The sequence below is a fragment of the Streptomyces sp. NPDC021749 genome, assembly GCF_040640655.1.
GTDB lineage: Bacteria > Actinomycetota > Actinomycetes > Streptomycetales > Streptomycetaceae > Streptomyces.
In genome coordinates, this window is the sequence record NZ_JBFACE010000087.1 from 1 (window position 1) to 10,397 (window position 10,397).

General features: G+C 69.2%; 10 protein-coding genes and 1 riboswitch. Of the genes, 9 read left to right on the plus strand and 1 reads right to left on the minus strand.

Features of this window, described 5'->3' with window-relative positions:
- From AB0G35_RS36895 to AB0G35_RS36905, 3 genes are all read left to right on the plus strand, one after another.
- The coding region (locus AB0G35_RS36895) for a cbb3-type cytochrome c oxidase subunit I (protein ID WP_360959075.1) at positions 1 to 471 on the plus strand (471 nt) is incomplete at its 5' end.
- Positions 468 to 866, plus strand: coding sequence for a cytochrome c oxidase subunit 4 (locus tag AB0G35_RS36900; RefSeq protein WP_360959077.1), 399 nt, complete (start codon positions 468 to 470; stop codon positions 864 to 866). The genes AB0G35_RS36895 and AB0G35_RS36900, both read left to right, overlap by 4 nt.
- 153 nt (positions 867 to 1,019) lie before the next feature.
- Positions 1,020 to 2,294 carry an Ig-like domain-containing protein gene (locus AB0G35_RS36905; RefSeq protein WP_360959080.1) on the plus strand — a complete coding sequence of 425 codons (1,275 nt, stop codon included), beginning with the start codon at positions 1,020 to 1,022 and terminating at the stop codon, positions 2,292 to 2,294.
- A 31-nt stretch (positions 2,295 to 2,325) separates the two neighbouring features.
- Here AB0G35_RS36905 and AB0G35_RS36910 read toward each other — a convergent pair whose 3' ends face one another.
- Entirely contained in the window at positions 2,326 to 2,727 is a 402-nt protein-coding gene (locus AB0G35_RS36910) for a hypothetical protein (protein WP_030812816.1), read from the minus strand.
- Positions 2,728 to 3,001: 274 nt separating this feature from the next.
- Here AB0G35_RS36910 and AB0G35_RS36915 point away from each other — a divergent pair, with 274 nt between their 5' ends.
- The 6 genes from AB0G35_RS36915 (at position 3,002) to AB0G35_RS36940 (ending at position 10,229) form a co-directional block, all read left to right on the plus strand.
- Complete coding sequence (locus tag AB0G35_RS36915) at positions 3,002 to 3,622, plus strand: heme-copper oxidase subunit III (RefSeq protein ID WP_006606088.1); 621 nt, start codon at positions 3,002 to 3,004, stop codon at positions 3,620 to 3,622.
- 76 nt (positions 3,623 to 3,698) lie between these two features.
- On the plus strand, positions 3,699 to 4,508 hold the full coding sequence (locus tag AB0G35_RS36920) for a c-type cytochrome (RefSeq protein WP_360959083.1): 810 nt from the start codon (positions 3,699 to 3,701) through the stop codon (positions 4,506 to 4,508).
- On the plus strand, positions 4,505 to 5,566 hold the full coding sequence (locus AB0G35_RS36925) for a Rieske 2Fe-2S domain-containing protein (RefSeq protein WP_360959085.1): 1,062 nt from the start codon (positions 4,505 to 4,507) through the stop codon (positions 5,564 to 5,566). Before AB0G35_RS36920 ends, AB0G35_RS36925 begins: the two co-directional genes overlap by 4 nt.
- Entirely contained in the window at positions 5,563 to 7,200 is a 1,638-nt protein-coding gene (locus tag AB0G35_RS36930; protein WP_360959088.1) for a ubiquinol-cytochrome c reductase cytochrome b subunit, read from the plus strand. Before AB0G35_RS36925 ends, AB0G35_RS36930 begins: the two co-directional genes overlap by 4 nt.
- A 141-nt stretch (positions 7,201 to 7,341) precedes the next feature.
- Entirely contained in the window at positions 7,342 to 8,406 is a 1,065-nt protein-coding gene (trpD, locus tag AB0G35_RS36935; protein WP_360959090.1) for an anthranilate phosphoribosyltransferase, read from the plus strand.
- A gap of 92 nt (positions 8,407 to 8,498) precedes the next feature.
- Positions 8,499 to 8,616: riboswitch (SAM riboswitch) on the plus strand.
- 191 nt (positions 8,617 to 8,807) lie between these two features.
- Positions 8,808 to 10,229 carry an aminotransferase class V-fold PLP-dependent enzyme gene (locus tag AB0G35_RS36940; protein WP_360959093.1) on the plus strand — a complete coding sequence of 474 codons (1,422 nt, stop codon included), beginning with the start codon at positions 8,808 to 8,810 and terminating at the stop codon, positions 10,227 to 10,229.
- Positions 10,230 to 10,397 lie beyond the last annotated feature (168 nt).

Consider the following 10,397-nt stretch of genomic DNA (forward strand, 5'->3'; position numbering starts at 1 on the left):
TTCACCGGCAAGATGCTCGACGAGCGCCTGGGCAAGATCACCTTCTGGACGCTGTTCATCGGCTTCCACGGCACCTTCCTCGTCCAGCACTGGCTGGGCGCCGAGGGCATGCCGCGCCGTTACGCGGACTACCTCGCGGCCGACGGCTTCACGACGCTGAACACCATCTCGACGATCAGCTCGTTCCTGCTGGGCCTGTCGATCCTGCCGTTCCTCTACAACGTCTGGAAGACCGCCAAGTTCGGCAAGAAGGTCGAGGTCGACGACCCGTGGGGCTACGGCCGTTCGCTCGAATGGGCCACGTCCTGCCCGCCGCCGCGGCACAACTTCCTCACCCTGCCGCGCATTCGTTCCGAATCCCCGGCGTTCGACCTGCACCACCCGGAGATCGCGGCCCTCGACGCGCTGCACAACGGCCACGGCACTGACGAGGACAAGGCCATCGCCGGCGGCAAGGAGGCGGGCAAGTGAAGGTCCAGGGCAAGATGTTCATCTGGCTCTCCGTCTTCGTCCTGGCCATGGCGATCGTCTATGGCGTCTGGTCGAAGGAGCCCGCGGGTACCACCGCACTCTTCCTCGCCTTCGGCCTGTGCATCATGGTCGGCTACTACCTGGCCTTCACGGCCCGGCGGGTCGACGCGGGTGCGCAGGACAACGAGAACGCGGAGGTCTCCGACGACGCCGGTGAGCTGGGCTTCTTCAGCCCGCACAGCTGGCAGCCGCTGTCCCTGGCCGTCGGTGGGGCGCTCGCCTTCCTGGGCGTCGTCTTCGGCTGGTGGCTGCTGTACTTCTCGACCCCGGTGATCCTGGTCGGCCTCTTCGGCTGGGTCTTCGAGTACTACCGCGGTGAGAACCGCACGCAGTAGGCGTACGAAGCGGCAGATGCACGGCAACACGCCGTACAGCGGGCCCGGACACCTCAAAAGGTGTCCGGGCCCGCCCCGTTCGGGGGAAGCGGGGACTACCCGTTTGCAGTCCTCCAGCGCGCTGGAGCAGGTGATTCTTCATATTTTTGGGGCATGAGTCACAGACCTCGAACCCGGACGGTGCTGAGCTGCGGCCTCCTGCTCGTGCCCCTCGCGGTGAGCACTGCCGCGTGCGGGGGCTCGGCGTCGGAACCGCTCTCCGCCAATCCCTACGACGCGGGCGACCAGATCACCGCCAACACCCCGGACGGAAAGCAGAAAGCCGACCCCGACAAACCGATCGAGGTCTCCGTCAAGGACGATGACGCGCGGATCACGGACGTGACCGCCACCGATTCCACCGGCCGCTTCGTACGCGGCGAACTGAGCGCCGACGGCCGGCACTGGCGCACCACGGTGCCCCTGGCCGCCGGCACCCGCTACACGGTGCGGGTCAGCACCGAGGAGGAGGACGGCACCCCCGGCCGCAAGACGCTGGTGGTGCACACCACCGACGCGGACGGCCAGTTGACCGCCGCCTTCGGCCCCGAGAGCGGCGAATACGGCGTCGGCCAGCCGGTCACCGCCGAGCTGAGCCGGCCCATCAAGGACCCCAAGGCCCGGGCCATCGTCGAAAGCGCCCTCAAGGTCGACTCCATGCCGCGCGTCGAGGGCGCCTGGCACTGGGTGGACGACAAGAAGCTGCACTTCCGCCCGAAGGTCTACTGGCCGGCCCACGCCACCATCTCGGTACACAGCAACCTGGCCGGCCTGAAGATCGCCAAGGGGCTGTACGGCGGCCCCTCCAAGCCCGTCAAACTCACCACCGGCGACCGCGTGGAAGCCATCACCGACGCGGCCGCGCACCAGATGACCGTGCTGCGCAACGGCACGTCCATCAACACCATCCCGGTCACCACCGGCAAGCCCGGCTTCTCCACCCGCAACGGCGTCAAGGTCATCCTGGGCAAGGAGAGCTTCGTCCGGATGCGCAGCTCCACCGTCGGCATCGCCGCCGGCAGCTCGGACTCCTACGACCTGCCGGTCTACTGGGCCACCCGGGTGACCTGGAGCGGGGAGTACGTGCACGCCGCGCCCTGGTCCGTCGGATCACAGGGCGCGGCCAACGTCAGCCACGGCTGCACCGGCATGTCCACCGGCAACGCCCAGTGGTTCTTCAACACCGTGCGGGTCGGCGACATCGTCAAGGTCATCAACAGCGGCGGCGACACCATGACGCCGTTCGACAACGGCTTCGGCGACTGGAACATGCCCTGGAAGGAATGGCGCGCCGGCAGCGCCCTCAAGAACAAGGCGTCCAGCACCACAGGAGCCGCCGAGCGGCAGCAGGACCCCGGCTCCGACGCCCGGCTGCGCCCGAAGATCTGAAACGGCCTCCAGCGGCCCTCAGCGCGGCGCCTCAGGCCTGTACGAGGTTCCTGCGGCGCAGCAGGCCGGCCAGGGCGTCCGCGAAGGCCACCGGATCGATCGGATGGGTCACCGCGGCGTCCGCGCGGCTCCAGGTGGCCAGCCAGGCGTCCTGGGGGCGGCCGATCAGCAGCAGCACCGGCGGGCAGCGGAAGATCTCGTCCTTGATCTGCCGGCAGACGCCCATACCGCCCGCCGGCGCGGTCTCGCCGTCCAGCACGCAGACGTCGATGCCGCCCTGCTCCAGGGCTTCGAGGACCGCCGGTGCGGTGGCGCACTCCAGGATCTCGATCTCCGGGGCATCGGCGGCGGGGCGCCGGCCGGCCGCCAGCCGGACCTGCTCGCGGGTGCCCGCGTTGTCGCTGTAGACCAGCACCGTGGCAGTCGCCTGCATCGTTCCTCCACGCTCTTCGTAGCGGCACAGCATCGGGTGGGGCTGATGGGCCGGATGCTACTCCCGCGGTGGGCCCCCGCAGCAGGGGGCGAAAGGACCGAAGATCTGCCCGACGGCCCGTCAGGACCGGGCCCGCGCGGACCGCGGGACCGTACCGGCGGCCGGCCTTCCCTCCTTCGGGCGACGCCGGAAATGGGCCGTACGAGCAGGGCATACGTCCTTGACACACCGAACGGCACCCCCCGGAGTGAGGGCGGGATAAGCGACCGACATAATGTCGGTCGTGGCGACAGCAACGACAGTAGAAACCGGGCACGCGCACCCGTCGGTCAATCGGCCGAACCTCACCAGCGTCGGAACCATCATCTGGCTGAGTTCCGAGCTGATGTTCTTCGCGGCCCTCTTCGCGATGTACTTCACCCTTCGATCCGTGACCGGAGAGGCTTATTGGAAGGAATCGGCCAGCGCGCTGAACCTTCCGTTCTCCGCGACCAACACCACGATCCTGGTGCTCAGCTCGCTGACCTGCCAGCTCGGCGTTTTCGCGGCCGAGCGCGGCGACGTCAAGAAGCTCCGGGCCTGGTTCGTGGTCACCTTCATCATGGGTGCCATCTTCATCGGCGGTCAGGTCTTCGAGTACACCGAGCTGGTCAAGCACGAGGGCCTGTCGCTCTCGTCCGGCCCGTACGGCTCGGTGTTCTACCTGACCACCGGATTCCACGGACTGCATGTGACGGGCGGTCTGATCGCCTTCCTGCTGGTCCTGGGCAGGACGTACGCGGCCAAGAGGTTCACCCACACGCAGGCCACCGCGGCCATCGTCGTGTCCTACTACTGGCACTTCGTCGATGTCGTCTGGATCGGCCTCTTCGCCACGATCTACCTGATCCGCTGACCGGTCCGACCGACCCGCAGATCAGACAGACATAGCCAAAGCATCGACGCAGAAGATCCTGACACCGGGGTAATCCGTGAAAAAGCTCTCCGCACGACGGCGCCATCCGCTGGCGGCGCTCGTCGTCCTACTCTTCGCGCTGGCGGTCACCGGGGGGCTGTACGCCGCGTTCGCGCCGGCGGACAAGGCTCAGGCCGATGACACCGCCCAGTCCCTTGCCATCAAGGAGGGCAAGAAGCTCTACGCCGTGGGCTGTGCCAGCTGCCACGGCACCGGCGGTCAGGGCACCACCGACGGCCCGAGCCTGGTCGGCGTCGGTGCCGCAGCCGTCGACTTCCAGGTCGGCACCGGCCGCATGCCGGCCCAGCAGCCCGGCGCCCAGGTGCCGCGGAAGAAGCCGATCTACAACAACGCCCAGCGCGAGCAGCTGGCGGCCTACGTCGCGTCGCTGGGTGCCGGCCCCACCATCCCGGAGAAGTCGCAGTACGACTCCAAGGGCGCCGACATCGCCAAGGGCGGCGAGCTGTTCCGCACCAACTGCGCGCAGTGCCACAACTTCACCGGTAAGGGCGGCGCCCTCACCGACGGCAAGTTCGCACCGACGCTGGAGGGCGTGGACCCGAAGCACATCTACGAGGCCATGGAAACCGGCCCGCAGAACATGCCCTCCTTCGGTGACGGCTCGCTGAGCAAGCAGAACAAGAAGGACATCATCGCGTACCTCGGCGCCGTCAACGGCGATGAATCCGAGAGCCCCGGCGGCCTCGACCTCGGCGGTCTCGGTCCGGTCAGTGAGGGTCTCTTCGGTTACATCTTCGGCCTGGGCGCGCTGGTCGCGGTCGCCATCTGGGTCGCAGCCCGGACTACGAAGGCCAAGAAGTCATGAGCGAGACTGGACGACACGAAGACGTGCCAGAAGAAATTCTGCCCGGTGAGCGGGAGGCTCACGAAGGCGCGGTGCGCCCGGCGGACGACCCGTTCGCCGACCCGGGCCTGCCGGCCCACGAGCACCGCAAGCAGGACATCGACGAGCGGGCCGCCAAGCGCTCCGAGCGCACCGTCGCCCTGCTCTTCCTGGTGTCCATGATCGCCACGGTGGCCTTCATCGCCGCCTACGTGGCCATCCCGATCGACAAGATCGTCTACATCTGGCCGATCGGCCACATCAGCGCGCTGAACTTCGCGCTCGGCCTGACCCTGGGTGCCGCCCTGTTCTGCATCGGCGCCGGCGCGGTCCACTGGGCCCGCACGCTGATGTCGGACGTGGAGGTCGCCGACGACCGCCACCCGATCGAGGCCAGCCCCGAGGTCAAGGCCAAGGTCCTGGCGGACTTCAAGCTGGGCGCCGAGGAGTCCGGGTTCGGCCGCCGCAAGCTGATCCGCAACTCGATGTTCGGTGCGCTGGCCCTGGTGCCGCTCTCCGGTGTCGTCCTGCTGCGTGACCTCGGGCCGCTGCCCGAGACGAAGCTGCGCACGACGAACTGGAAGAAGGGCGTCCGCCTGGTCAACCAGTCCACCAACCTCCCGCTGCGTCCCGAGGACATCGCGGTCGGCTCCCTGACCTTCGCCAAGCCCGAGGGCCTGGAGGAGGACCAGGAGGACTTCAACGAGAAGATCGCCAAGGACGCCCTGATGCTCGTGCGGATCCAGCCGCAGAACATCAAGGACAAGCAGGAACTCGCGTGGTCCCACGAGGGCATCGTGGCCTACTCGAAGATCTGCACCCACGTGGGTTGCCCGATCAGCCTGTACGAGCAGCAGACGCACCACGTGCTCTGCCCCTGCCACCAGTCGACGTTCGACCTCTCCGACGGCGGTCGGGTGATCTTCGGTCCGGCCGGACACGCCCTGCCGCAGCTGCACATCACGGTGAAGGACGGCTTCCTGGAAGCCGCCAGCGGTTTCGAGGAGCCCGTCGGCCCGAGCTTCTGGGAGCGCGGATGAGTAACGAGACAAGCGCGACCACCACGCGCCGCGGCCAGGCGCCGCGGGGCGAGCGGATCGCCGACTGGGCGGACGGCCGGCTGGGCATCTACAGCCTCGCCAAGGCCAACATGCGCAAGATCTTCCCGGACCACTGGTCCTTCATGCTGGGTGAGGTCGCGCTCTACAGCTTCATCATCATCATCCTGACCGGTGTCTACCTGACGCTGTTCTTCCACCCGAGCATGGCCGAGGTGACCTACCACGGTTCCTACGTGCCCATGCAGGGGATCCGGATGACCCAGGCCTTCGAGTCGACGCTGGACATCAGCTTCGACGTCCGGGGTGGTCTGCTCATCCGCCAGATCCACCACTGGGCGGCGCTGGTCTTCCTGGCCGCGATGATGGTCCACATGATGCGGGTGTTCTTCACCGGCGCCTTCCGCAAGCCGCGCGAGGTCAACTGGCTGTTCGGCTTCCTGCTGCTGGTGCTCGGCATGTTCACCGGCTTCACCGGCTACTCACTCCCCGACGACCTGCTCTCCGGCACCGGCGTGCGGTTCATCGAGGGCGTCATCCTGGCGATGCCGCTGGTCGGTTCGTACCTGCAGATGTTCATCTTCGGCGGCGAGTTCCCCGGGCACGACATCATCCCGAGGTTCTTCACGATCCACGTGCTGCTGCTGCCCGGCATCATGCTCGGCCTGCTGGTGGCGCACCTGATCCTGGTCTTCTACCACAAGCACACGCAGTTCCCGGGTGCCGGCAAGACCAACACCAACGTCGTCGGCATGCCGCTGCTGCCGGTCTACATGGCCAAGGCCGGAGGCTTCTTCTTCCTGGTCTTCGGCGTGATCTCGGTGATCGCCGCGGTCGCCAGCATCAACCCCGTGTGGGCCATAGGGCCGTACCGGCCGGACCAGGTCTCCACTGGTGCGCAGCCGGACTGGTACATGGGCTTCGCCGAGGGCCTGGTCCGTGTCATGCCGGGCTGGGAGTGGAACTTCTGGGGCCACACCATCAACTTCGGTGTGCTGATCCCGATCCTCCTCTTCCCGCTCGTCCTGGTCGCCATCGCGGTCTACCCGTTCGTCGAGTCCTGGGTCCGCGGTGACAAGCGCGAGCACCACATCCTGGACCGCCCGCGCAACGTGCCCACCCGCACCGGTTTCGGTGTGGCCTGGCTGGTCGCGTACTTCGTGATGCTGATCGGTGGCGGTAACGACCTGTGGGCCACCCACTTCCACCTGTCGATCAACTCGATCACCTGGTTCGTCCGGATCGCGTTCTTCGTCGGCCCGGTGCTGGCCTTCATCGCCACCAAGCGGATCTGCCTGGGTCTGCAGCGGCGCGACAAGGACAAGGTGCTGCACGGCCGCGAGTCCGGCATCATCAAGCGCCTGCCGCACGGTGAGTTCATCGAGGTCCACGAGCCGCTCAACCAGGAGCAGCTGCACTTCCTGACGCAGCACGAGCAGCCCGAGCCGTTCGAGCTGGGCCCGGAGGTCGACGAGAACGGCGTCCGCCGCAAGATCAAGCGGTCGCAGAAGCTCCGCGCCAAGCTCTCCAAGAGCTACTACGGCGAGGACAACGTCATCCCCAAGCCCACGGTCGAGGAGTACCGGGAGATCACCAGCGGCCACGGCCACCACTGATCACTCGCGCGCCTCGTAGCGCACCGTAGGTAGTACGCCACCCAGAGGGCCCCGTCCGCACGTCGGACGGGGCCCTCCGGCGTGCCGTCCGTCTCGATAGGGTGAACGGCATAAGCAGGACAGACACCAGGAGCGTGGACCATGAACGTTGTGACCCCGGCAGGCGGCGACAGCGTGGCGGCCCACACCTGGCCGGGCCTCCTGAACGCCCTGCTCGACGGCCGCGACCTCACCGCCGACGACACCGCCTGGGCGATGGACAGGATCATGCGGGGCGAGGCCAGCGACGCCCAGATCGCCGGATTCGCGGTGGCCCTGCGCGCCAAGGGCGAGACCGTCGCGGAGATCTCCGGACTGGTCCGGACGATGTACGAGCACGCCCGGCTGATCGAGGTGCCGGGCCCCAGCGTCGACATCGTCGGCACCGGCGGCGACGGCGCCAAGACCGTCAACATCTCCACCATGTCCTCGATCGTCGTCGCCGGCACCGGCGCCAAGGTCGTCAAGCACGGCAACCGCGCCGCGTCCTCCGCCAGCGGCGCCTCCGACGTCCTGGAGAAGCTCGGCGTCAACCTCGACCTCACCCCGCAGCGGGTCACCGAGGTCGCCCAGGAGGCCGGCATCACCTTCTGCTTCGCGGTGAAGTTCCACCCCTCCCTCCGGCACGTCGCCAACGCCCGCGGCCAGCTCGGCATCCGCACCACGTTCAACGTGCTCGGCCCGCTGACCAACCCCGCCCGGGTGAAGGCCCAGGCCACCGGCGTCGCGGACGCCCGGATGGCGCCCATCCTGGCCGGCGTGCTCGCCGAGCGCGGCTCCTCCGCCCTGGTCTTCCGCGGCGACGACGGCCTCGACGAGCTGACCACCACCGCCACCTCGCGGGTCTGGATCGTGCGCGACGGCACGGTCCGCGAGGAGGCCTTCGACCCCCGCGACGTCGGCATCCCCCTCGTCCCCGTCGAGGCGCTGCGCGGCGCCGACGCCTCGTACAACGCGGACGTCGCCCGCCGGCTGCTGGACGGCGAGACCGGCCCGGTCCGCGACGCGGTGCTGCTGAACTCCGCGGCCGCACTCGCCGCGCTGGAGCCGTCGGACGCCCCGCTGGCCGAGCAGATCCGGCGCGGCATCGAGCGGGCCGCCGCCTCGATCGACTCGGGCGCGGCCAAGCGGGCGCTGGAGCGCTGGGTGGCCGCCAGCAACGCCTGAGCGGTCGGTGACGCAGGGTGTGACGCGGGGCCCGGTCCGTCATATGGACCGGGCCCTTGCGCGTAAACGCTCTTGTGGCATGATGCTGCGCAGGTCACGAGTGACAGCGACACAGGCCCCGGCCCGCTGTCCGGCAACCCTCCTTCCGTGGCGGGGTGCCCCGGGTGATGACCAGGCCGCAGTCAGCGAGGTCTGCGGCAAGCGCGGATCCCTCGCCAGGGATCCTGGTCCCCGAGGGAGAACTTCCGTGAATCAGCGAATGCGATAGGGCCCCAAGGCCCCTTTTCCGCACCCCTTTTTTCCTTTCACGCTGCGCCCCGCGCCGCGCGCTTCCGCACACCCGAAAGCGCCGCCGCGCCCTGCCCCGCAGCGAATTCGCTCACGCCTCACGGGAGTTCGCCATGTCCGTTTCCGCCGTTGCCGCCGACCGCTCCGTCTGCGCCCCGCTGCCGGTCCTCGGCCGGGACGTCCGGGTCCCGCTCGTGACCGGCGGCGAGGTCGACTACGCCGCGCTGGACTACGCCGCCAGCGCCCCGGCACTGCAGCGGGTCTGGGACGACGTGGCCGCCTACGCCCCCTACTACGGCAGCGTGCACCGCGGCGCCGGATACCTCTCGCAGCTCTCCACCGACCTCTTCGAGAACGCCCGCCGCACGGTTGCCGACTTCCTCGGCTGCCGTATCGAAGGAGGCCCGGGCGAAGACCCGTCGGGCAAGGCCGGTGAGGGGCGACGGGAAGGCGACCAAGTGGTCTTCACCCGCTCCACCACCGACTCGCTCAACCTCCTCGCCGCCGTACTCCCGCAGAACACCCGGGTATTCGTCTTCGAGACCGAGCACCACGCCTCGCTGCTGCCCTGGGAACAGCGCGCCGACCTGACGGTCACCTACCTCAACGCCCCGCGCACCCCGGCGCAGGCCGTCGCAACCCTGGAGCGAGCCCTCGCCGACCGCGAGCCCTACGGCCCGGCCCTGGTCTGCGTCACCGGCGCCTCCAACGTCACCGGCGAACTGTGGCCGGTCCGCGAACTGGCCGCCGCGGCGCATGCGCACGGCGCCCGGATCGTCCTCGACGCCGCGCAGCTCGCCCCGCACCACCCCGTCGACCTCGCCGAACTCGACGTCGACTGGGTCGCCTTCTCCGGCCACAAGCTGTACGCGCCGTTCGGCGCCGGTGTTCTGGCCGGCCGTGCGGACTGGCTGCAGGACGCCGACCCGTACCTGGCGGGCGGCGGCGCCAGCCGCACGGTCTCGCGGCGCCCGGACGGCGGCGTCGACGTCGAATGGCACACCACGGCCGCCCGCCACGAGGCCGGCTCGCCCAACGTCATCGGCGCCTACGCCATCGCCTCCGCCTGCAAGGCGCTCACCGAGGCGGGCTTCGACACACTCGTCGCCCGCGAACAGGAGCTGATCGCGCGGGTCCGCGCGGGGCTGGCCGAGGTCCCCGAGGTGCGCGTCCTCTCCCTCTTCGGCGACGACGCCCCGCGCGTCGGCGTGATCTCCTTCGTGGTGGACGGCTGGAACAGTTCCCACTTCGCCGCCGCCCTCTCCGCCGAGTACGGCATCGGCGTCCGCGACGGCCTCTTCTGCGCGCACCCGCTCGTCCGCACCCTGCTGGGCAGCGCCCCGCAGGACCCCGGCGAGTGCGGCGCCCCCGACGCGGCCCCCGGCGAAAGCTCCCTCAACGCCATCCGCGTGTCCTTCGGCGCGGGCACGCCCGACGAGCATGTCGACCGCTTCCTGCGAGCGGTCAAGGAACTCGTCTCCGACGGCGCCCGCTGGAACTACCGCACGGAGGACGGGCGTTGCGTCCCCGCGTAAGCGGGGGCCTCCCACGTCGTTGGCTGTCCCGCCGTGGGGGTTGCTCGCCGTTGTGCGTTGTGCGCTGTGCGGTGCCGCGTACGTTGTCGGCTGGCCCGCCGTGGTGGTTTCTCGCCGTGGCGCCTGCGGCGGGCGGGGTGTTGTCGGGTGCGGTGACGGTCCTCCGGG

Coding starts and splice junctions, on each gene's coding strand:
- AB0G35_RS36905 (WP_360959080.1), top strand. CDS start 1,020: ATGAGTCACAGACCTCGAACCCGGACGGTGCTGAGCTGCGGCCTCCTG.
- AB0G35_RS36910 (WP_030812816.1), bottom strand. CDS start 2,727: ATGCAGGCGACTGCCACGGTGCTGGTCTACAGCGACAACGCGGGCACC.
- AB0G35_RS36915 (WP_006606088.1), top strand. CDS start 3,002: ATGTCGGTCGTGGCGACAGCAACGACAGTAGAAACCGGGCACGCGCAC.
- AB0G35_RS36925 (WP_360959085.1), top strand. CDS start 4,505: ATGAGCGAGACTGGACGACACGAAGACGTGCCAGAAGAAATTCTGCCC.
- AB0G35_RS36930 (WP_360959088.1), top strand. CDS start 5,563: ATGAGTAACGAGACAAGCGCGACCACCACGCGCCGCGGCCAGGCGCCG.
- trpD (WP_360959090.1), top strand. CDS start 7,342: ATGAACGTTGTGACCCCGGCAGGCGGCGACAGCGTGGCGGCCCACACC.
- AB0G35_RS36940 (WP_360959093.1), top strand. CDS start 8,808: ATGTCCGTTTCCGCCGTTGCCGCCGACCGCTCCGTCTGCGCCCCGCTG.